This window comes from Streptobacillus ratti (genome assembly GCF_001891165.1).
GTDB classification, from domain to species: Bacteria; Fusobacteriota; Fusobacteriia; order Fusobacteriales; family Leptotrichiaceae; genus Streptobacillus; species Streptobacillus ratti.
Genome location: NZ_LKKW01000003.1, coordinates 44,131 through 69,513 on the forward strand (window position 1 = coordinate 44,131; position 25,383 = coordinate 69,513).

The window sequence follows — 25,383 nt, forward strand, 5'->3', positions numbered from 1 at the left end:
ATATTGCTTTTTAAAGAATCTAGTGTTACAATTATTTTAAAAGGTGTTAAATAATATATAATTAATAAATATTTTTTGGTAAGTATTGAAATATCTGAAAGGATAATTATGAATTATAAGCATAAATTATTGATAATACTTATACTAGCAAGTGAAATTGGAATTTCAAATTTAGGTAGACATGATATAGACTGGGTTACTAACTATGAAGATTTTGCAATGAATAATGGTAAGTATTCTATAGGAAGAAAAAATATAATAGTATATAAAAAAGATGGAACAATATCTGGAAAAATAGAACAACCAATGCCTAATTTCGATGGTGTAATCGATAAAGGTAATTTTGCATTATGGGGAGATTCTCAGTTATTAAGTGGTGTTAAGCATGTTGATCATCCAGAAAATTTTACATTTTCAAAAAGACATTTAAGAGATGATGTAGAACTTTATGATGGATATATGGGTTCAAGTAAAGAAACTAAGTATAATAAATTTTCTGAAAGTATAGAGGGACGTTATAGGTTAAATGTTGGAGAGGATTATTCACTAATTAGAACTAATAAAATAGCTTTTGATGCCTATGTTCCAGATGGAATAACAGAAGATGATTGGGATAGAATTCAAAATGGAGATTTACTTGCAAGAGTTGGTGCTGGAGAAAATGATGTGGCTATTGATGTTGGAAAAGAAAAAGGAATAGGTAATTCTAATTTTGCTGGTGGATTAAATAGGGTTGAAAATAAATGGGAATCTGGTAAAGATGGAATAGATAAAAAGATAGGATTAGATATACAAGAAGAGGCTAAAACACCTCTTGATTCAGGAACTAAACCGGGAGATAGTGGTTCTCCCTTGTTTTGGTGGGATAATAGAAGGAAAAAATGGTTGATTGCTTCAAATAATAAAGGTGGGAATTCATTGGGATATGGTAAAAGTTCTCAACTTTTCAGTAGTCCAAAAGCATACCAAAAATGGAAAGATAGTTTAACAGATAAAGAAATTACAGAAAATAATGTAAAGTTTGAAAATGGAACTTTGAAAGTTGGAAGAGAAGAAAGAAAATTTGAAGATGAAACAGGACATGATAAAATTACAGATCATCTAATGGATATTAATCATAAAATAGATGAAAAAATGACTAAGGTTAAAAATCAAATATTTAATAAATATAATTTAGAAGTTGATGTAACAGGAAATAATAATACAGGTTATGCAAGACTTGAATTTAAAAAAAATACTACTTTAAAAGGTAATGGAACATTACAAACTGCTGGTTTTGTCGTACATAAAGGTGCGACTTTAAATTATGAATTAAATTTTAAGAAAGGCAATACTGTAAGAAAAATAGGTGAGGGTAAATTAATTATTAAAAGTAAAGGAAATAATGATGGAGATTTAAATTTAGGTGGTGGAGAAACAGAACTTCAGAACACTGATGGTTATGCTGCTAAAAACATTAGATTAGCACAAGGAGCAAAATTAAAAATAAATAGTTCAAATCAGATTAAATCTAATAATGTAATTTTTGGTCATAGGGGTGGGACTTTAAATTTAAATGGAAATGATTTAAAATTCAAAGATATTTATCATATGGACAAAGATGCTAATATAGTAAATGAAAATATGGATAAAAAATCAACATTTACTTTTACTCCAAAGGGAGGACTTTCATTTCTATCTTGGAAATTAAGTACTGGGAGAAGAGTATTTTTATGAAGTTTTAAAGGGAATTTAGATTTGGTGTATGATCCTACTAATAAATATTCTAGTTGGTCAATAAGAAGTGAGAATACAGATATTAAGGGTAAGCTTGATATTGAAAAGGGTAATTTAAAAATTGAGAGAGATGCTATTCTTCATGGATATAATAATGAGGTGCATCAAGATGAATTTAGAGAAGTTAGATTTAAATCTAATGATATTAATGTTAAAAACTCTTCAAAATTATCAATAAATAGGGGTGCAAAAGTTGAATCAAATATTAATATTGATAAAGATGCAAGTTTAGAAATGCTACTTTTAGGTACTGTGAAAGACATACCTAAGCCTTATGAGGGAGCTAAAACAGAGAAGGAAATTAATGAAACCATAATTAAAGGTACTATTAATTTTAAAGATGATGCGAATATTAATAATTTTAATGCAGAGATTCAAAATAATAATATTGCTACCATAGAATCTAAAATTAAAGGAAAGATTAGTGCTATAAAAAAAGGAGAGGGGTTACTTCATTTAAAGCATGAAAATAATTCAGAATTAAAAGGTAATATTGATGTTGAGGGTGGAAAGTTAAAGGTTAATAAAAGAGAAACGTTAGGGGATACTAAAACAATGCTAAAAAATAATTCTATACTTGAAGTAGAGAATAATAATTCTGATATAGTTGATTTGCTTGATAAGATAGATAAAAATTCAAAAGGAGTTTTAAGTTTAGGAAAAAGCATTTCAAGTATTGATGCTAAGTATAAGGACTATAATAATTTGTATTTAGGTAGCAGTAAAAATATTACTATAGGTAGTTATGATAAAGCTATAGATTCAAATATTAAAACTTTAAATTTAGGTGGAGATAATGGTACTATAACTTTAAGAGGTCTTGATAAATCAAATACTGTAACTAAAGTGAATATAGGAAATGGAGTAAGTAAAGGAACTGTAATAATAGATAATAAAAATGGTAAGGATATAAATTCAGAAATAAACGTTTCAAAAAATTCAACTGTTAAATTTTTAAATGATACTCATTTAAAGTCTGTTGAAAATTCTGGTGAAATATCAATTAAAGATAAGAACATGAAAATAGATAAATATGTTTCAAAAGGTGGAAAATTTAATATTGAATTAAGTAAAATGAATAAAACTTTACTTGAAATTGATAATGCAGATAAAGATGTAGATGCTTCAGTTAATCTTAAAGAAGAATTATTAAGTAAATTGATATATAATAATAAGAAATTGAATGTTGCAAAAGTTAAAAATAATAAGTTGAAAATTTCAAATCTTAAAGAGTATGATAGTGTTTATGAACTTAATGAGGAAAAAGGTAGTGATGATATAGTTAAACTATATTCAACTATTAAAGCTGATGCTTTAAATAAAATACATATGCTTAATGAATTAGATTTAATTAATTATATGAGCAATGAATTAAAATATAGAAATATTATTGAGGCTAATTATGTAAATTATACTAAAATAGATAAAGAACATTCAAAACTAAATAGTACAGAATATAAGAATAAAATTAATTTTAATGGTATAGAAATTAATTTTGAAAAATCTAATGATGTAGATGCAACTAAAATTTCAGGTGGATTTGATTTTAAAGTATTAGGTAGTAGCTTAACTACAGATTTTAAAAATAATGGTAAAGAACCACTTACTAAAATTTTTGTTTCTGTTGGAGCAATTCCTAAGTTAGGGTTAAAGTATAAGTTTTTTGATATTAATTTAGGATTAGGATTAAATACTATATTAGTAAATAATATGTCAGATAAGGATATTTTAGTATATTTAAATAATTCATTAAATATAGGGTTAAGTCCTAAGTTTAAAGTAAGTAATAATGTTGGTATAAGGTATTTAAATAGATTTGGATATAAGATAAATTATTTATTAAGTGAAAAAATTAAAAATTCAGTAGACAATTACCCTATATCACATAAAAAGCCTATTAGTATATATTATGAAACAGGATTTAAATTAGAAAATAAATATGTAGACTTCTTTAGTAAGGCTAATTTGGAATATAATTGGTCAAGATATGAAATTTCTAATAAAGGACAAAGCATAGATAATAGTTTTAAAGATGATTGGAGAATTAATATAAAGACAGGGTTTGAGTTTAAACCAACTGATAGAATATATATGAATTTAGATTTTGATGCAAATTTATATCAAAAATCATATGGTAAATATATATTTAGATTAGGGACAGGGTATAATTGGTAATAGAAGAGATGTTTTTTCTTTTAATATATTGATTTTTTTCAATATAGAGCTATAATATTATTATAAAAAAATAAGAGATAAAAAAGTAGGAGCTGAAAGTGTATGAATTACTGTTTAGGATTAGATTTAGGTGTTGCATCAATTGGTTGGGCAGTTACTGAAATTAATGAAAAAAATGAACCAATAAGGCTTGTTGATGCAAATTCGGTAATATTTAAACCTTTAGATAATGATAAAGGTAAACTGTATAATGAAGAAAGAAGAGATAAAAGAGGTAGTAGAAGAATTCTAAGAAGAAAAAAATATAGGGTAGAGAGAACTAAAATGCTACTATTAAATTCTTCATTTTTAACTAAAGATGAAATTGATAATCTTTATATTGGACAATTAGATGATATTTATAATATAAGATTAAGAGGTCTAAAAGAACAATTAAATAAAAATGAAATAGCTAGACTTATGATATTTTATTGTAAAAATAGGGGATTTAAATCTAATAGAAAGATAGAAGAAATAGAACTTTTAGAAAGTTTACATAAAAAAGTGAGTGAAAAAATTTCTGATGAAAAGAAATTAAAACCTATAATAGCTAAAAATACAGAATTGATTGAAAGTAAAGGATTAACTCCAATAGAAGTAATATATATGACTAAAGAAAATGACAGTAGTATTTTAGGTTTTAAAAACAAAGCAGGTAATTATAAATTTGGGTTTAAAAGAAATCAAGTGATTGATGAAGCAAGAAAAATTTTAGAAATGCAACAAATTATTTCTAAAGAAGTTGTAGAGGAGTATATAAATATATTATCATCACAAAGAGATTTTTCAGATGGACCTGGTGGAAGGAGTAAGTATAAAATTGATTATAAAAAACTTGCGGGTACATGTAAATATACAGGAGAAGTAAGATCTGTAAAATCAGCTCCTTCATATGAAATATTTACGATGTTACAAAAATTAAATGATATTAGATATTTAAAACTTGATTCTGATAATAGAAAAGTAGAAAGATTAGATAAAGAAGTTATAAAGAAAATATATGATTTAGTTGTCAATAAAAATAAGACTTTAACATATGATTTGATAGAAAAAGCTATAAATGAAGATAATATTAGATTATTAAATATTCCAAAAATTTCAAAATCTGAATATATAAATGTTAAAAAATCATATTTTGGTGAAAGAAAAGATTATGAAAATTTAACAGAAGAAGAAATAAATGGATTTAATAAAAAATTGAATAATGCAAGAATGAAACAAAAGTTAATAAAAGATAATTTGAAGGTATATAAAGAATTAAAATCTAAATTTAAAGAAAAGAATATAAGTGAAGAGAGAATAAAAGAATTAGGTGGAATATATTTTCTTGATTTAGTAGCTGAAATATTAACCTATGCTAAAACAGATTCAAAAGTAGAATTCTTTATAGAAAATGATGAAAAATATAGTTTATTTAAAGAACAAAGAGATATAGTAGAAATTATTAAAACCTTTCCTAATTATACTAAAAACGGTAACTTGTCTTTAAGTTTAGTTAGAGATTTAAATAAAATGTTAATAGAGGGGTTAGATTATGAAACATGTCTTTCAAATTTAAATTACTATATTAAAACTGATAATGATTGGAAAAAATTTCCAACTATTTCTCAAATAGAAGATGGCTTATCTACTAAGATTCCTAACCCTAATGTAAAGCATATTCTTGTAATTTTAAGAAAATTATACAATACGTTATTATTTAAATATGGGAGACCTAAAAAAGTTCATTTAGAATTAACAAGAGATATTGCTAATAATTTTAAGGCTAGAAATGATATTCAAAGTGAGCAACTAGAAAATAGAGTTAAAAGAGAAATAGCAACATTTGAAATGTATGGAAAAAATAAAGATATAGTCGCTGGTAAAGATAGATTATCTAATGATGATTTTGTTAAAATAAAATTATGGGAAGAACAAAATAAAGTTTGTATGTATTCAGGTAGACCTATTGAAAAATATCAATTAACTACTTCTGAAGTACAAGTTGACCATATACTTCCGTATTCAAAATCGTTTGATAATTCATATGCTAATAAGGTTTTAGTCTTTAGTAATGAAAATCAAAATAAAAAAGAAAGAACACCTTATCAGTGGTTAAAAGGAACTGAAAAATGGTCTGAATTTAAACAAAGAGTTAGATTAAATTTAAAAATAAGCGACAAGAAAAAATCAAATTTATTATTTGAAGAAGATGTTGTTAATGATGAATTTTTAGAAAGAGAACTACATGCTACAAGCTATTCTTCAAGATTAGCTTTAAATATTTTTCAAAGATTAATACCAGCAAGTGATGAAGATAAATATGATGAAAATGGAAATGAAAAAGTTAAATATATTTATAACCGTAATGTGATAGCATTTCAAGGTAAAATGACTTCCATGTTAAGAAATCTATATAACTTAAATAGATATACACATAATTTTGAGTCTGGTACACTTGAAGTGAATAATAAGAATTTTTATTTAAAAGAATTTCAAATGGATAAAGAAAGTTTAAAAGTTAGTGTATATAACTTAAATACTGGTGTAGAGATTACCACGGAAACTAAAGTTGAAAAAAATAAAGCTGGAGAATTTAAAACAGTTAAAGATGAAATTTTACAGAAAGAACTGAATAAAAAAGAAAATTTACTTGAAATTTCAGATTATTTTAAAGATAAGGTATTATTTGATTTAAAAACAGTTGATTTTGAAAATATAGATAATGTTGAACCTGAAATTACTTCAATATTATATAAAATGATAACTATTTTAAAAGAAAAAGTATACAGTAAGAATAGAGAAAACCATTTACATCATGCTTTAGATGCTTTCTTATTAACTACTATGAATAAATCTATGCAAATTAAACTTACAAAGTATAATCAATTAATCTCGATGTTAAAAAACAAAGAAACAGAAATACTTGATGAGGATAGAGGAGAATATATAAATTCAAGAGAATTTGCTGAAGAATTAAGTAGAGAGAAAATAATAGACATTGATGGTAATGAAAGAGGAATAAAATTTAATATAAATGGTAAAACACATAGACTTAATTTAACTAAACCTTATGAAAATTTTATTGATGATATTAAATTTAAAATTTTTGATAAGAGAGAAAATAATAAATATCCGTATCATGTTGTTAAATCAAAAGTAAATGGGAAATTACATGCTGAAACTATACTTGGTGAAAGTAAGGGAGAAATAACTAAGAGAATATCAGTGTTTGATTTAAGTAACGAAGAACTTAAAAAAATATTTGATAAAGATGGAAGTCAAAAGGAAATATATGAAACTTTAATTAAATGGTTTGAAACTAAGAGTAAAGATTATCCTAAACTTAAAAATGGGAATATTATTAAAAAAGTTAAAATTGTTGATGAAAATAAGGATAAATTTATTAAATTAGGTGATAAAAGATATGTAGAAATGGGTAAAACGATTGTTAAAATATTGGTATTTAAAAAAGAAGGAGAAGAAGGTCTTAAATTTGCATCACTAGGTAGATATAATTATAATTTACTAAAAAGAGGGAAAGAATTTGAAATATCTGTTTGGAAAAATAGAACTAATTATTATAAATTTAGCTATAATAAATTAAAAGAGAATGGATATACATTAATACATGAATTAGTTCCTGGAGAACTTATAGAACTTGAATTGGATGATGGAAATATTTCTGAATGTTTAGTTAGGGGGTTTACTTCAGGGAGATTTGAAATAAAAAGTTTATTAGGTGATGATTTTGATTTAATAGATAACGGTATTATAAAGAAAATAACAAATCAGTATCAAATAGCTATATCAACCATAAAATCAATTAAGAAAATAAATAAAAATATTTTAGGAGATTAATATGTCATTTAGGCAAGTATTGATAACTCAGAAATCATATATTCACTTTGAAAATGATAATTTGATAATAGAAAAAGATGATAAAAAATTATCTGTACCTGTAAATGATATTGCAATAATAATATTTGAATCTTTAGAAAGTACTATAAGTTTAAGATTGATATCGGAATTATCATTAAAAAATATTACTATGTTATTTTGTGATTATAGACATATGCCAGTAGCGTATAGTCTTCCTATAAATCAGCATTATAGAATTCCATATATTCACAGTTTGCAAGAACAACAAACAACTAAATCAAAAGAGTATATTTGGGAACAATTGTTAAAAACTAAAATTAGAAATTCTATAAAAGTATTAGAAATTGAAAATGCCTCAAGTGATTTGATAGGATTAATGCAAAAATATGAGAATGAAATCGTAGGAAATGATGTTCAGAATAGAGAGGGAACAGCTGCTAAAGTATTTTTTAATTATCTATATGGTACAAATTTTTGTAGGCAAAATGAAAGAGATTCAATAAATATGGCGTTAGATTATGGGTATGGAGTATTTAGAAGTGCAATTACAAGATTATTATGTACTTATGGATTTACAACACATATTGGTGTTCATCATAATTTTATGATGAATGCCTTTAATCTAACTTATGATTTAATAGAACCCTATAGACCAATAATTGATTATTATGTATTTAATTATCTTTATAGGTTTGAAAAAGATGATGAATTAAGAACAGAAACTAGAAGAGAATTGATCTCTCTTTTAAATGCAAATATTAAAGTTAATGAAAAAGAATATACTGTATTATATTCTATGGAGTTATTAATAAAAAGCTATTTGAAATTTTTAGAAGAAGGTGATAGAGTACTGGCTATACCTGAAATAATAAAAATAGATTTTTATGATCTTTTTAAAGAGTTATAGAGAAATGAGATTACTTGTTTATTTTGATTTACCAGTATTAACTAAATTAGAAAGAAAACAAGCTCAAGATTTTAGAAAAAATTTATTAAATGAAGGTTTCATTATGATGCAATTTTCTTGTTATTCAAGATTTTGCAGAAATGATGCTGAATGTTCAAAATATTTTAGTAGAATAAAGAAATTAAGTAATAAATTGAGTGGTGGAGAAATAAGGATTTTAAAAATTACTAATAAACAATATGAAAATATGTTAGTATTAGTAAAAGAACCTAAATTATCTGAAATAAAGATTTCAAAAAATCCGTTAGTTATTTTTTAATGTGAATTTTGTACTAATGGATTGATTATTTAAATTGTCAACTGTATCTTCTATTAATGGAAATGTATTAATTTCATTAATAGAGGATATAGATTCTTGATAAATTTGAATAATGTGAATGATGGAATGTATGCCGTAGATGAATTGTTAGGATATAGATTCTTGATAAATTTGAATAATGTGAATGTTAAATTAAATAATATAAATCGTGAAATTAGATATAGATTCTTGATAAATTTGAATAATGTGAATGCTTAATTTACTTTAAATTAATGAATAGCCTGATATAGATTCTTGATAAATTTGAATAATGTGAATGTCTTGATTGTATCGCCTTATCTTCTCTTAGATATAGATTCTTGATAAATTTGAATAATGTGAATGTTCTGTATTTTTATAATAATATATTAAATTGATATAGATTCTTGATAAATTTGAATAATGTGAATGCTAAAGTAAATAATAATATTGAGATTGATTGATATAGATTCTTGATAAATTTGAATAATGTGAATGAAAGTAAAAAGACAAGTTCAAGTAGTATCAGATATAGATTCTTGATAAATTTGAATAATGTGAATGATGATAATGATATTGAAGTTGAATATGTAGGATATAGATTCTTGATAAATTTGAATAATGTGAATGACATTAAAAGAAAGAACGATAAATATACCTGATATAGATTCTTGATAAATTTGAATAATGTGAATGAAACAAATGTGAACTACAAGCAAATTTATTGATATAGATTCTTGATAAATTTGAATAATGTGAATGATTTTCTTCTGTTTTTTCTAAATTCCATTTTATATAGATTCTTGATAAATTTGAATAATGTGAATGTTCTGCATTTTTATAATAGTATATTAAATTGATATAGATTCTTGATAAATTTGAATAATGTGAATGTATTCTTATGGGACAAAACGGAGATAATGCGATATAGATTCTTAATAAATTTGAATAATGTGAATGAAGTGAAGAACTTAACTATCTAGCTAGTTTGATATATATTCTTGATAAATTTGAATAATGTGANNAAATTTGAATAATGTGAATAAAGATGGTTTCACTCTATGTTGAATATAGAGATAAATCCTTTTGTGTAAATTTAAATAAGATATTACTAATATAGGAGATATTTATGAATGTTTTGATGTATTTTAGAGATGAATACTCTAATTTTTCTTTTGATAATCATATATTTATTGCTGGTGGTAATGGTACTGGTAAGACTTCTATGTATAATTACATATTATCTGGTTTTGACGGTAAAGAAAAAGATATGTTTTTAGTTGACGGTTTAAAAATTAAAAAAAATCAGTTTGTTGCATTGGGAATATCGAGAGATAATACATTAGATGAAGAAATAAAATTAAGCTCTAAAACATATATTATTTCAAGACTTGAAACCTTTAGAGAATATGTTAATGAAGAAAATGTTAGAAGTTCAATGATTGAATATTTTAATTCAATTAAAAAACTAATTGAAAAAGAAATTTTTTCTATACCTAATTTTAATCTTGAATTTGATTTTGATAAAATTAATTCAAGTATTTTTAAATCTATTGAGTATAAGATTGATAATATTAATTTTTCTGAATTATCTACTAGTGAAAAAGTAGATATACAACTTGAAATGTACTTAAATAGATTAATTAGTGTAAATGATAATACAATTTTATTAATAGATGATTTTGATAGTATTTATACTAAGAGTAAATTTTTTGAAAAAGTATCATATATATCATCTAAGATAAATGATTTTAATACAAAATGTATATTTTTTGTAAAAAATGAAGATATAGTATATAAGTTAGTTAGAGATGGACATAAAGTATTGTTTATTGACAATAATAAATTGGTAGAATTACCAAGATACATTAATTTTATTGATGGAGTTGACCTTTATTCAGAAAAAGAAATAAAAAGAAAAATCGAAGAAATAAGAGAAGAAAAGGAATTCGATATAATTAAAAATTATTTGAAATGAAAAAAGCTGCTTAAGGCAGCCAATCTTACGATTCTAAATCTTAATATAGAATCTTGCGTAAACTTGAATAATGTGAATTTTGTCCTTGTCTACAGAATTATTATACCACGATATTTTAAAAAGTCAATATATAAATATTAAATATAGCTAAATTGTAGTAATACTATAATAAATTAATCTCAAAATTAAAAGGATTAACTTTCATAAAACTTAAAGTTAATCCTTATTTATTTAATATTCTTTTATAATCAATACATATACTAGAATAATTCAGGTGCTGAAACTATTTCTAAGTTTTCATTTATTTCAAATACTAATGGTTTTCCAGTAGGTAAGTTTAAATCAAGTATTTTAACATCATCAATGTTTAATAAATATTTAATTAATGATCTTAAGCTATTTCCGTGTGCAACAACTATTACATCTTTACCTGCTTTAAGTTCTTTTGATATATTTGAATCCCAGTAAGGTAAAACTCTTGCTATAGTATCTTTTAAACTTTCTCCTCTTGGACATTCAGATTCTGGTATATCCTTATATCTAGCTTGGAATCTTGGATAATTTACTTCATCTGTTAATTCAACATGAGGAGGTGCTACATCAAAACTTCTTCTCCAAATATGTACTTGTTCTTCACCATATTGTTTAGCAGTTTCTGCTTTATTTAAACCTTGTAAAGCTCCATAGTGTCTTTCGTTTAATCTCCAAGATTTATATACTGGTAAATATAATTGGTCGATTTCTTCTAAAATATAGTTAAGAGTTTTATTAGCTCTTTTTTGAAAAGAAGTGAAAGCAACATCAAAAGTATAACCTAATTCTTTTAAAGCTTGTCCTCCATTTTTAGCTTCTTGAACCCCTTTTTCAGTTAAATCTACATCTATCCAACCTGTAAATCTGTTTTGTAAATTCCATTCACTTTCTCCATGACGTACTAATACTAATTTCATCAAATTTCCTCCTAAATTTCTAAATATAAGCTAATTATACAATATTGTTAAAAAAAAATCAATTTTTATTGTTTTCATTTTGTATTACCTAAATTTTAAAAGTAAATGTCCAAAAACAACTTAAACAAGATTTAAAAGACATTCATAAACTTACATAATAATACAATGAAATGAAAAAACATTAGAAAAGTATAAAAAATAAATGTATTACATCTAAAGATATTATGAATATGATTTTATTTTTAAAAAATAAGTTATTTTTTTTACTAATCTTTTTAAATCTATATCTTTTTCTTAGAATATTCATAACTATATTGTAATATCCTTTTATATTTAGTATAATTGTGTCATATATATAAGGTATGGAAAGGAATTATTATGAAAAAGATTATTTTAACAATATTATCAGCAATAACATTATTTGCTTGTACTAGTATTAAACCATTGGATGTTGAAAATAAGGAATTTGTCCTTGAAACTATAGAATATACAGAAAATAACATTTTAGATACTATAGGTAAAGGAATGACTCTGGAATTTAGAGCTAAAAAATTATCAGGTAAAAGTTCAGTAAATAATTTTTTTACTGGATATAAAATAGAAAATAATAAATTAATATTAGATGATATAAATCTAACTAGAATGGCTGGAAGTCAAGAGGATATGGATTTAGAAAGTGAATATTTAAATGCTTTATCAACTAATAAACATATTAGTAAAAAAGGAGAAAAATTAGTACTTGAATCTAAAAATGGAATTAAACTTGTATATATACAAGAATTAAATAATGAAAGTTTAGAAAATAAGAATTTTAAATTAATTAATGATGAATTTAAAGACAATGAATTTACTATAGGATTCAAAGAAAATAATATTTTTGGTAAAAGTGGAATAAATAGATACTTTAGTAGTTATGAAATTAAAGGTAATGTATTATTCTTACAAAATATAGGTACTACTTTAATGGCTGGAGAATCTAATCTTATGGCACTTGAATCTAAATATTTAGGAATGTTAAGTAATGTAAGTGGTATAAAATATGAAAATAAAATGTTGATACTTTATACTAAAGATAATCAAAAATTAATATTTGAAGAAATAAAATAATAAATGGTATCTTAAAAAAGTTAGATATATTTAATTTAACCTAAACAATATAAAGATTAATTTCTGTGAAAAACAGGGTTAATCTTTTTTATTTACCAATAAAGACTCATCATTGACAAATAATTGTAGTTAATTGTATAATATTTACATATTTACTATTAAGAGAGGATTTTATGAGTATTAAAATATTTCAGTTTTATTTTGTATTTTTATTTCTACTAACAAGTTGTTCATCATATGATTTTGATGAATATATAGTTAAAAATTTAAAAAACAAGCCAGTGGAATATGTTTCAACAAGTTATGCTTCAAAAAAGAATTTAGGTGAAAATGAAGATTTAGAAGAAGTAAAAAAAGCAGAAAAAGTATTAAAAGAAAATGAAAATCCAGTCATAATATATGAACTATTGTTAAGTAGGGAAACAGATGAAAAAACAAAAAATAAATATAATTTTTTAAGTAAAAATTTATATGATATAAATTATAATTCTCAAAGAGAAGCTGGTTTTTTTGATAACCATGCTTTTGATGTAACTGAGGCATTTATGGATACAGATGCTGACGGTGTTGTAAGTGATGCTGAAAAAATGTATTTCAAAGATAAGAATGTAAATATAAGATTAGCTAAACGTGATGAAGATGTTTTAAATGCTGTAGGAATAATAAATATGTCTTATGCCATAGTTAATCATAATAAAAATTTTTCATATTTACAAAGTAATAGTAGGTATTTAGATAAAATATTTCCAAGAGATATAAATCGTTTAGAAGATTTTTTAACTACAAAGTTGATAGATAGAAATTATGTGTATAATCAAAGATTACTAATAAGTGCTATAGGAAATGGAAACTTTAATACTATGGAAATAGAAAACTTTTCTAATGATATATTAAATATATATCAAGTTATGTCTCTAGAGATGCAATCACTTTCTAGAAGTGAAAGTATTTTTGTTAAAAATTCTTTCAAAAGAAATAATGATTTGATAAAAAATAATAGTGATTTTCCAACATCATATACAGATATAAATAATACTCAATATATAGATAGATTAACAAAAGATGATCCTCAAGTTCAAGCCTTATTATTAAGAGCAGCTACTGTTGGAGAAAATGGTCTTTTAAAAGAAGACCAAGAGGGTGATGCCCCTAAATTTGGTTCATCTTTTTCATCACCTAGGATTGCAAGACTTGCATATGATATTAAGGAAAAATATCCGTTTTTAACATATCAACAAGTAAAGCAAGTAATATTAGGTACTGCAAATCATGCAAAAGACGGATATTTAAATGATAATGTAGGTTGGGGAAATGCAAATAGAGAAAAGGCATTAAAAGGACCATCAGACTTTAATGCTGGATTAATAGATGAAATGAAATATTTTAAGGGTAACTACGATAAAATATTTGATGAAAATGGTAATAGATATTTTTATGTAGATATAGAGAAAGGTAAAACATACACTTTTGAAAATGATATAGTAAGTGGATTGAATGGTGATGGAAAGAATACAACTCATAGTATAATACAAATAAATGGTGTAAAATATTGGTATGATGATTATCAAGCTAAGAAACATTCTTATCAAATACCAAAAGTATTAGAAAGTGAAAGGCTATTTTATTCTAATGTAGCACAAGCAGGACTAAGAAAAGATGGTGAGGGAGAATTAGTACTTACTGGTAAACAAGAATACACAGCACCCTCACAAGTATTAAAAGGTACATTAACATTAAAAAATGATAGTAAATCTGATTATTCAGTACATAGAGATGCTACTTTAAATGTTGAAAGTAAAAATAATAAAGATGAAGAGATTAAATTAACTAACATATATTCAGAGGGTAAAGTAAAGATAAATAGTAAAGCTCATATAGAAAAACTATATGGTAGTAATAAATCTAATATAGAGTTTGGTGGAAAAGAAATAAACATTGATGAACTTAAGGTAGGGGAATACACATTAATAGTTAAAAATAGTGAAAAACTTGAAATACCTGAATTAAAGATTAAAAATTTTAAAAATAATGAGGATTTAGAAAAAAATATATCAAATGTATATTTAAAGCCAGTTATAATAAACGAAGACAAAATAGTAAGTGTAAAGTTTGTAAGTACACTAGAAAATGAATTTAAAACACTTGGCGAAATAGAAGAAAATAAGTTAAAAGATTTACCAAGTTATGATAGAAATAGGAAAAACTTTTTTAATGAATATGGAAAAATTGAAGCTATGCCTAGTTCTGTAAAAGCTGTATTGTTAAGTTCAAGTGCAAGTGAAGTTAAAAATTTATTTACAGATAATTATTCAAGTATAATCGGTAATGTAATTAAAAATGAAATAGATAATAAGTATAATAGAACTAATATCATACTTAATAATTTAGAAAAAGAAAATAGAATATATTTTGATACTTATGCAAGAACTAATTTATTAAATGATAAGAAATTTAGTCCATTTGTTGATAGGCATGTAGGAGGAATACTAGGTTATTCAAGAAAATTAAAAAATGGAAATAGAGTAGATTTATATGGAATATATCAATATGGAGATGTTGTATTTAATAATACTGGAAGTAATAAAGCTAGAAGTACAAATAATCTATATAATATTGGTTGGAATTTAAGTCATAAATTTTTTGATGTATTTAGATTTAATGTAGATAATAACATAGGATATAGTAGAAGTGATGTGTATAATAGTAATGTAAGTAAAAGTTTAAATGTTAAAACAGATATATTACATAGTTTAAGTTTTAATCATGGATTAAGACTAGGTGTAGTAATAAATATTAATAAAATAAATACAATATTCAAACCATATGCAGGATATACTTTTAATTTTGTTTTGGCTTGGGGAAAGAAAGATAAGGAAAATAGTAAAACGGATATAATAAACAAATTAAGAAATATAGCATTAACTAAATTAATGAACCATAATGTGGAATTTGGAATAGAAACAGATAGTAAGATAAATAAAAATATAAGTATACAAAATAGATTAGTTTTTGATTATAATAGTCTTGATAAGATAGAGTTAAATCAAATGATAGCTGAAAAGTTACATAAAACAATAGGTAAGGGTTTAGATAAAATAAGTGTAAACTATAATTTAGGAGTGAAATTAAGAGTTTTAGAGGGGTTTAATATAATAGGTAAAGCTAATTTAAGTTCTAAATTAAATATAGGATTAAATTTAGGGTTAGATTATAATTTTTAAAGAATAGCGATTTTTGACTCTTTTTAAATATATAATTGACAATTTTTTACATTGAATATATAATATTTATAGATAAATTATAAAGTGAGGATTTTATGAAATTTAAAAAATTTCAACTTTTTTTGATGTCCATTTTTATTGTTAGTTGTACTCTAGTTGACATCAGTGAAAAAGATATAAGTAATCCGCAGAGTAGTGGATATAATGGTAGTGGACATACTAGTAGTTTAAACAACAACAATAATAATAATAATAATGTACAAAATAATGTACGTGATAATGGACATAGTTCTAATGGAAAGTCATCTTCAAGTAACCTTAGTAGAGAAAATAAAAATAGTAGAGAAAATAAAAATAGTAGAGAAAATAAAAATAGTAGAGAAAATAAAAATAGTAGAGAAAATAAAAATAAATCTCATAATGATATTGCACCAAAGCCTGAAGAAAATTTTGAGTCAAATTTAGATTTAGAACCTTCTCAATCCCTAAATTTCAAAGGTAAATCTTCTGAACTTGAATGGAAAACAATTGAAGATGATACTTCAAAAAAACATGTAGGAAAAAATGAAGTATTAGAAGAAGTAAGTGGAACAGAAAGACAATTAAAAGAGGGAGACAATCCTGTAACTATACTTGAATTGTACTTCCATAAAGATGATGAAGGGGAATTTAGAAAGAAATACGATTTCTTGAAACTTAAAGATTCTAATGATAATCCTGGTTATAGAAACCATGCTAGTTTAGTAGTTGAAGCTTTTATGGATATAGATGCTGATGGTGTTGTAAGTGAAGAAGAAAAAAATGCTTTTAAAGGTAAAAATACAGATATAACATTAGCTAGAGGAAGTGATAGTACAAACCTTAAAGGTATCATAAATATGTCTTTTTCATCAGTCCAAACTAATAATAAATTTTGGTATTTATATGAAAATTCAAGATATATAGATAAAATAGATAATATTATTACTAATAATAAAAGTGTATTTTTAACTAATAGATTGTTTGATAAAGCACATGTATATAATGAAAGATTATTAATAACTGCTATAGGAAATCAAAACCATGTTGATATAAATACAAAATATTTTTCTAACAGTATATTAAATAGATATCAGATAATGTCTCCAGAGATGCAAGCACTTTCCAGAAGTGAAACTATAATGGTTAAAAATTCTTTTAAAAGAAAACATAATTTAGTGGGAGATGAATATAATCACATTAAAACATCTTACATAGATAAAGATTCAAATTACTATATAGATAGATTAGTAGGAGGAGATACTGGTTTTCAAACACAAGCCATGTTATTAAGAAGCTTTACTGTTGGAGAAAATGGTCTTTTAGAAGAAGAAAATAAAGAATATTACCCTAAGTTTGGTTCTTCATTCTCATCACCTAGGATTGCAAGACTTGCTTATGATATTAAAGAAAAGTATCCATTTTTAACATATCAACAAGTAAAACAAGTAATACTTGGTACAGCTAATCATGATATTAGTGGATATTTAGATGATAATGTAGGTTGGGGAAATGCAAATAGAGAAAAGGCATTAAAAGGACCATCAGACTTTAATGCTGGATTGATAGATGAGATGAAATATTTCAAAGGTAACTATGATAAAATATTTGATGAAAAGGGTAATAGATATTTTTATGTAGATATAAAGAAAGATAAAGAATATACTTTTGAAAATGATATAGTAAGTGGATTGAAAGGTGATGGTAATAGTAAAGATAGTAAAACTGTAAAAATAAAAGGTAAAAAAGAATATAATTCACATGAAATTAAAGACTATCAATATAGAATACCAAAAGTATTAGAAAGTGAAAGGCTATTTTATTCTAATGTAGCACAAGCAGGATTAAGAAAAGATGGTGAAGGTAAGTTAATACTAACTGGTAAACAACTATATACAGCTCCATCACAGGTATTAAATGGTACATTAGTTTTAAGAAATGAAAGTAATTCAAATTATACTGTATTTGATAAAGGAACTTTAATTGTAGAGAATAAAAAAGAAAAAGAAGAAAGTACAATAAATTTAAAAGATATATATACAGATGGTAAAGTTAGAATAAATAGTAGTGCTAGTATAGAAAAGCTATATGGAAGTAATACATCTGATATAGAATTTAGTGGAAGAGAAGTAAATGTTAAAGATTTTAAAATTTCTGGTAATGGTAAATACACTTTAAGGTTGAAAGAAGAAGATTTAGAAAAAATTAAACAAGAAGCTAAATTTATTGGACCTAAATTAGTTATGGAAAATTATACTGAAGAAACTGTAGATAAAATATCAAATCCATTTTTAAAACCAGTTGTTATAAATGAAAATAAGATAGTTAGTATACAGTTTGTAAATAATATAGAAAATGAGTTTAAAAAATTAGGTGATTTAACTGATGAAAAAATATTAAAAGATTTACCTAGTTATGATTTAAATAAGAAGAAATTTTTTGATGAATATAAAGTAAATAATGGACCATATAATTATTCTACTTCTATGAAACCAATGTCTTATGCTGTACAAAAATTGTTATTAAGTTCAAGTGCAGGTGAAGTTAAAAATATATTTGGAGATAATTATGCAAGTATAATAGGAAATATTATTAAAAATGAGATAGATAATAAGTATAATAGAACTAATATCATACTTAGTAATTTAGAAAAAGGAAATAGATTTTACTTTGACACATATGCAAGAACAAATTTATTAAATGATAAGAAATTTAGCCCGTTTGTTGATAAACATGTAGGAGCAATATTAGGATATTCAAGTAAGTTATCTGAGGATAAAAAGTTAGATTTATATGGAATATATCAATATGGAGATGTAGTATTTAATAATAAAGATAGTAATAAAGCAAGAAGTATAAATAACCTATATAATATAGGTGGTAATTTAAGTATGAAATTCCTTAATCTTATTAGACTTAATGTTGATAATAACATAGGATATAGTAAAAGTGATGTATACAATAGTACTACAGATACAAATAATAAAACAAATATATTACATAGTTTAAGTGTAAATCCTGGTGTAAGATTAGGATTAGAATTAAATATTGATAATATAAATAGTGTATTGAAACCATATGTAGGATATACATTTAACTATATCGTAGCTTGGGGTAAAAAAGATAGTACAACTGCTGTTGCTTCTTCTAATGATAGTGTAAACTCTTTAAGAGATATAGAATTAACTAAGTTAATGAATCATAATGTGGAATTAGGATTAGAGGTAGATAGTAAGTTAAATAAATATATTAGTGTACAAAACAGATTAGTTTTTGATTATAATAGTCTTGAAAATATAGAATTAAATCAAAAACTAGTTGATAAATTACATACAACTATAGGAAAAGGACTAGATAAAATAAGTGCAAATTACAATTTAGGAATAAAACTAAGTTTTATGGAAGGATTAAATGTAGTAGGAAAAGTTAATTTAAGTAGTAAACTTAATTTAGGATTAAATTTAGGATTTGACTATAATTTTTAAAATAATGAGAATTTTTAAAATTCTCATTTTTTATATATTTTTATGATATAATTTAAATAAAAGGATGTAGATATGTTAAATAAATTTGATGAATTGATTAATGAGAGAAAAGAATTTCAAAAAAAATCAGATAATGTATCTGAAGTAAAAATATTATGTGAAATAGTAAAAATGGCTAAGGATATTTATGGAGAGATATCTAATGAACATATTTATTATTTAAATGAACTTGGTGGAGCTTCTAAATATATAGGTGAATATGAATTAGGTATTAAGAATTTAGAAAAAGCTCTTTCATTAATAGAAATTAGAGAGGGTAAAAGATCTATTGCTTATGCAACATCTTTATTAAATCTTGCTGAAGTATATAGATTTAGAGGAGATTTAGATAAGATAGAAAATATATATTTGGAGACTCTATCTATTTTTGATGAAAATAATATACAAAAAGAATATATTTATGCAGGTTTATGTAATAATATTGGACTTTTTTATCAAAATTTGGGAAATATTGAAAAATCAATTCCGTATCATGAAACAAGCCTTAAAATATTATTGGATATGCCAGAACATTTAGTTGAACTTGCAACTACATATAATAATCTAGTTATGCCGTATAAGGAAATTGGAAAACTTAAACAAGCTTATTCTAATTTAGATAATGCTTTAGAGATATATGAAGCAACATTAGGTAAAGAGCATTCTATGTATGGTGCAGCACTTAATAATAAGGCTATACTTAAATTTGAAGAAAAAGATTATGTAAGTGCTTTAAATATATTTGAAATGGCATTAGATATTACTAAAAAATCTTTTGGAGAAAATAGTTTGAATTATAAAAACCTGTTATCTAATGTTGAATATATTAGAGATATAGTTAAAAAAAGTGAGGAAAAAATAGAAATAGAAGCTACAAATGATTCAAAACTTATAGATAAATCAAGAGAATACACTATAAAATATATTTTACCTAAAATTAAAGAAAAAAATGAAGAGCTATTATCTAAAATTACTATAGCTTTAATAGGTGAGGGTTCAGAAGTGATAGGATATGATGATGAATATTCAAAAGATCATGACTATACATTTATGCCAACAATTTTTTTAAATGATAAAGATTATGAAAAATATCATAAAGAGCTTGAAGACATCTTATTATCATTACCACAGGAATTTTTAGGAATAAAACATGTAAATAATGATGTGGTAAATGAAAGACGTGGAATAAAAAAAATAAGCGATTATTTATATAGATTTATAGGGAAAGAAAATACAGATTTAACAATAGAGGATTACAGAAAAATACCAGAACATTCATTATTTTCATTAACTAGTGGAGAAATATTTTTTGCAGGGAATGAAGAATTTACAGATATGTTATCTGTATTAAAATATTATCCTAATGTTATTAGAGAAAACAAGATAGCTACAGTATGTACTCGTATTGCCCAAAGTGGTCAATATAATTATTTGAGATTAATGAAAAGAGAAGATAAAATTGCCTCTAATATGTCAAAAAGTATATTTATAGAAAATGTAATACATTTAGTATATTTATTAAATTCTAAGTATATGCCTTTCTATAAATGGTCAGCAAGAGGATTAAGAGATTTACCTATTCTAGGTAAAGATATAGAAAAAAGATTGCTTGAATTAATAGATAATACTGTTCTTGATAAACATCAAATGGCTAATAGAATGGAAGAAATATGCTATTTCCTTGTAGAAGAAATTAAAAGGCAAGGATTAAGTAAAGAAAAAGGATATTTTTTAATAAATCATGCAATATCAATACAAAAAAATATAGACGATGAATTTTTAAAATTATGGACAGCATTTGAAGATTAGGAGATAATATGGAAAGAGAAAAATTAATAAATGAAATAATATCTAGAGAATGGGAAATGTTTAAGGTTCTAAAAAATACAGGTGGACCTGCTGAATGTCAGAATAATAAATCTGAATTTGAGGTTATGAGAAAAGGACAATGGGATAATTTACCTACTAATATATTGCAAAGTTATCTTATAGATTTGAGAAAAGCAAAAGATATAGGTAGAAATTTATTGGAAGAAAAATATATTAGAATGATGGAATTTTCAGCACCAGAAGAATTTGAAGAAGTTAAACATCTACTTCCAATTTTGTCTCCTGGTATAGAAGTATTGATTAATAAAATAGAAAAGATATATCTTTCTTGGGGAGATGAATTTGAAAGAAAATTTCCTAAATTTTCAAAGTTATGTAGACCTTTAAGAAATGAGGGAGATATGCTAGAAAAAGCTTCAGTTCAAACATATTTAAGAGGAGAATTATCTAGTTATTCTTTAAAAACGGTGCTATTTTATTCAGATTATATAGATGAGTGTGTAAAAAAAGAAATTAATTTAATTTATGAAACTCATAAAGAAGTTGTAAAAATGAAAGGATTTGAATCTATAGAATCGGTGGAAAATGCACTTGTAATATAGTATTAAAATGTGGTAGAATTATAAATAGAAAATAACAATTAGGAGGAAAAATGTTAAAGATTACTTTGCCAGATGGAGCACTGAGAGAAGTAGAGAGTACGAGTGTTATAGAATTTGCTAAAACTATCTCTACTAGTTTAGCTAAGAAAACTGTTGGAGCTTTCTTTAATGGAACCCAAGTAGATACCACATATAAATTAGATAAAGACGGTACTTTAGAATTAATAACAACTGATAGTAAAAAAGGATTAGAAATTTTAAGACATAGTTCTGCACATGTTATGGCTGAAGCTGTACTTAGTTTATTCCCTAATACTAAGGTAACAATAGGACCAGCTATAGAAAATGGATTTTATTATGATTTTGATACAGAAAAACCATTTACTGAAGAAGATTTAGTTAATATAGAAAAAGAAATGAAAAAAATAATTAAATTAAATGAAAAATTTTCAAAAGAAGTTTGGAGCAGAGAAAAAGCAAGAGCTTATTTTGAAAATGAGGGTCAAAGTTATAAAGTAGAAATACTTGATTCACTTGAAGGAGAAGAATTTACTATATATATTCAAGGTAAATTTGTTGATCTTTGTAGAGGAACACATCTACCTTCTACAGGTTACATTAAAGCATTTAAATTATTAAATTCTGCTGGAGCTTATTGGAGAGGTGATTCTAACAATAAGATGTTACAAAGAATTTATGGTACATCTTTTTATAGCCAAGATGAATTAGATGCGTATATAAAACAGGTTGAAGAAGCTGAAAGAAGAGATCATAGAAAATTAGGTAAACAACTTAATTTATTCTTTTTAGATGAGCATGGACCAGGATTTCCATTCTTTATGCCTAAGGGTACAAGATTATTTAATAGATTACAACAATTATGGAGATTAGAACATAATAAACAAGGATATGATGAAATTAAAACTCCTATAATGCTTGATAAAGAGTTATGGGAAATTTCAGGACATTGGTTTAATTATAGAGAGAATATGTATGTATCTGAAATAGATGAAAAAGTTTATGCAATTAAACCTATGAACTGTCCAGGTTCTATAATAGCATATAAAAATAATTTACATTCATATAAAGATTTACCTTTAAAATATGCTGAAATGGGACATGTACATAGACATGAATTTTCTGGGGCATTGCATGGATTAATGAGAGTTAGAGCATTTACTCAAGATGATGCACATGTATTCTGTACACCTGATCAAATTAAAGATAGTATTAAAGAAATTGTAAATCTATATGATAAATATTATAGATTATTTGGATTTGATTTCCATGTAGAATTATCAACTAAACCTGAAAAAGCCGTTGGAGATGCTAAAGTTTGGGAAATTTCTGAAAAAGCTTTAGAAGAAACTCTTAAAGAATTAGGTATAAATTATAGAATTAATGCAGGAGATGGAGCATTTTATGGTCCTAAAATAGATTTTAAAATGAAAGATTCTATAGGAAGAATTTGGCAAACTGGAACTATTCAATTAGATATGAATTTACCTAAGAGATTTAATATGAGCTATATAGGTAAAGATGGAGAAAAACATGAACCTGTAATGATACATAGAGCGATGTTTGGTTCACTTGAAAGATTTATGGGTATATTAATAGAACATTATGCAGGGGCATTCCCAGTTTGGCTTGCACCAACTCAAGTAAAAATAATGACTATATCTGCTGAACAAGTAGAATATGCAACTAAATTACATAAAAAATTAGTTGATTTAGGAATATATGCAGAATTAGATATTAGAGATGAGAAAATTGGATATAAGATAAGAGAAGCAAATGGAGATCAAAAAATACCGGTTCAACTTGTAATTGGTAAAAATGAAGTATTAGAAAATACTGTAAATGTTAGAAGATTTGGTTCAAATGAAAGTGTAACTAAAAATGTTGATGAATTCATATCTGAATTACTTAATGAAATTGATGTAAAATTTTAATTGATAAAGGAGAATCAAATGTATAATGAAAAAAATTTAAATGAAAAGATAGAAAGAGGCATACTGGGTTCGTATTTATGGATGGGTATAGGACTTTTAATTACTTTTGGTATTATGTATTATTCACTATATTCTAATAATCTTGTAATGTTATCATTTAGAATGCAAAGATTTTCAATATTATTAATGGTGGGTATAGCATTTTTTATTAGATATATAGTTGTAAATTTAAATTCTTTTGTTTTAAAATTAGTGTTTGTAGGTTATTCAATCTTTTTGGGGATACTACTTATTCCAATAATGTATACTTATGAAACTATATCTATAATCAATTTACTTGGAGCATCATCTGCTATGTTTATAGGTATGAGTGCTTATGGATATTTTACAGAAAATAATTTACAAGGATATGCAAAATATTTATTTGGTGCTTTATTAGGAATGATAATTATGTCTGTTTTAAATATTTATATATTTAATAGTAATGTTGGAGAAATTCTACTTTCTATAGCAGGGTTACTAATATTTATTATATATACATCAGTAGATACTCAAAGAATTAAAAATATGATATTAGATGCACATTATGAAGGAAATACAGAATTGGTAGAAAAGGTTAAAATTTTTGGAGCTTTAATGCTTTATGTTGATTTTATTAACATATTCCTTTATATGCTATCATTATTTGGTAAAAGAAGAGATTAATAAAAATAAAAAATACAATTAAATTATATTGATAAATTGTATTTGTGATTTATATTTATAACTTATAAGGGATTACTTCTATGCAGTGTAGGAGTTAACCCCTTTTTGTTTTTTAATTAAATATCTATCATGGTCAATATATTTTTTCTTTACATATACTTTACATATAATAGGGATTATGTTTAATAGAGAATATATTTAAAAAAGTTGAATATTTTATGTGGAAGTCTCTTATTTTATAAGGTATTATTGAATGTTATCAGTAAGTGTATAATATTTAACTACTAATTAATATTAAAATTTCATAATTGTTTTTAGTTAAAAAACTAGAAAAAATCAACTAAAAATAGGGGTATTTTTAAAGGGAGAACAAAAAATAAAGAAAAAAGTAAAAAAAGTAC

14 protein-coding genes and 1 CRISPR repeat array are annotated in these 25,383 nt (G+C 24.2%); of the genes, 13 read left to right on the forward strand and 1 reads right to left on the reverse strand.

The features are described from left to right. Positions 1–108 precede the first annotated feature (108 nt). The 6 genes from BT993_RS07470 to BT993_RS01145 all read left to right on the forward strand — a co-directional run bounded on the left by BT993_RS07470 (position 109) and on the right by BT993_RS01145 (position 11,073). Positions 109–1,716 carry a S6 family peptidase gene (locus BT993_RS07470; protein ID WP_244147525.1) on the forward strand — a complete coding sequence of 536 codons (1,608 nt, stop codon included), beginning with the start codon at positions 109–111 and terminating at the stop codon, positions 1,714–1,716. 24 nt (positions 1,717–1,740) lie between these two features. Continuing rightward, a complete protein-coding gene (locus BT993_RS07475; protein WP_244147526.1) occupies positions 1,741–3,951 on the forward strand; it encodes a hypothetical protein in 2,211 nt (736 codons plus the stop codon). A 102-nt stretch (positions 3,952–4,053) separates the two neighbouring features. Next, on the forward strand, positions 4,054–7,830 hold the full coding sequence (gene cas9 / locus BT993_RS01130; RefSeq protein WP_072592843.1) for a type II CRISPR RNA-guided endonuclease Cas9: 3,777 nt from the start codon (positions 4,054–4,056) through the stop codon (positions 7,828–7,830). Position 7,831: 1 nt separating this feature from the next. Continuing rightward, on the forward strand, positions 7,832–8,758 hold the full coding sequence (cas1, locus tag BT993_RS01135) for a type II CRISPR-associated endonuclease Cas1 (RefSeq protein WP_072592844.1): 927 nt from the start codon (positions 7,832–7,834) through the stop codon (positions 8,756–8,758). Positions 8,759–8,762: 4 nt separating this feature from the next. Further along, a complete protein-coding gene (gene cas2 / locus BT993_RS01140; protein WP_072592855.1) occupies positions 8,763–9,077 on the forward strand; it encodes a CRISPR-associated endonuclease Cas2 in 315 nt (104 codons plus the stop codon). Positions 9,078–9,162: 85 nt separating this feature from the next. Then, positions 9,163–10,121: direct repeats of the CRISPR family, unit length 36 nt; unit sequence GATATAGATTCTTGATAAATTTGAATAATGTGAATG. Positions 10,122–10,224: 103 nt separating this feature from the next. Next, entirely contained in the window at positions 10,225–11,073 is an 849-nt protein-coding gene (locus BT993_RS01145) for a hypothetical protein (RefSeq protein ID WP_072592845.1), read from the forward strand. Between the two features lie 260 nt (positions 11,074–11,333). Here BT993_RS01145 and gpmA read toward each other — a convergent pair whose 3' ends face one another. Then, positions 11,334–12,023: a 2,3-diphosphoglycerate-dependent phosphoglycerate mutase gene (gene gpmA / locus BT993_RS01150; RefSeq protein WP_072592846.1), complete on the reverse strand. Its 690-nt coding sequence runs from the start codon at positions 12,021–12,023 to the stop codon at positions 11,334–11,336. Positions 12,024–12,401: 378 nt separating this feature from the next. Between gpmA and BT993_RS01155 the strand changes: the two genes are divergently transcribed. From BT993_RS01155 to BT993_RS01185, 7 genes are all read left to right on the forward strand, one after another. Next, complete coding sequence (locus BT993_RS01155) at positions 12,402–13,130, forward strand: META domain-containing protein (RefSeq protein ID WP_072592847.1); 729 nt, start codon at positions 12,402–12,404, stop codon at positions 13,128–13,130. Positions 13,131–13,303: 173 nt separating this feature from the next. After that, the gene (locus BT993_RS01160) at positions 13,304–16,351 is read left to right on the forward strand and encodes a S8 family serine peptidase (RefSeq protein ID WP_072592848.1); all 3,048 of its coding nucleotides are present in this window, start codon (positions 13,304–13,306) and stop codon (positions 16,349–16,351) included. Between the two features lie 125 nt (positions 16,352–16,476). Further along, on the forward strand, positions 16,477–19,854 hold the full coding sequence (locus tag BT993_RS01165; protein WP_143604223.1) for a S8 family serine peptidase: 3,378 nt from the start codon (positions 16,477–16,479) through the stop codon (positions 19,852–19,854). Positions 19,855–19,926: 72 nt separating this feature from the next. After that, the gene (locus tag BT993_RS01170; protein ID WP_072592850.1) at positions 19,927–21,702 is read left to right on the forward strand and encodes a DUF4037 domain-containing protein; all 1,776 of its coding nucleotides are present in this window, start codon (positions 19,927–19,929) and stop codon (positions 21,700–21,702) included. 8 nt (positions 21,703–21,710) lie between these two features. After that, positions 21,711–22,325 carry a DUF4125 family protein gene (locus BT993_RS01175; RefSeq protein WP_072592851.1) on the forward strand — a complete coding sequence of 205 codons (615 nt, stop codon included), beginning with the start codon at positions 21,711–21,713 and terminating at the stop codon, positions 22,323–22,325. Positions 22,326–22,375: 50 nt separating this feature from the next. Further along, positions 22,376–24,277, forward strand: coding sequence for a threonine--tRNA ligase (gene thrS / locus BT993_RS01180; RefSeq protein ID WP_072592852.1), 1,902 nt, complete (start codon positions 22,376–22,378; stop codon positions 24,275–24,277). A gap of 18 nt (positions 24,278–24,295) precedes the next feature. Next, complete coding sequence (locus tag BT993_RS01185; RefSeq protein WP_072592853.1) at positions 24,296–24,982, forward strand: Bax inhibitor-1/YccA family protein; 687 nt, start codon at positions 24,296–24,298, stop codon at positions 24,980–24,982. The last annotated feature ends 401 nt before the right edge of the window (positions 24,983–25,383 follow it).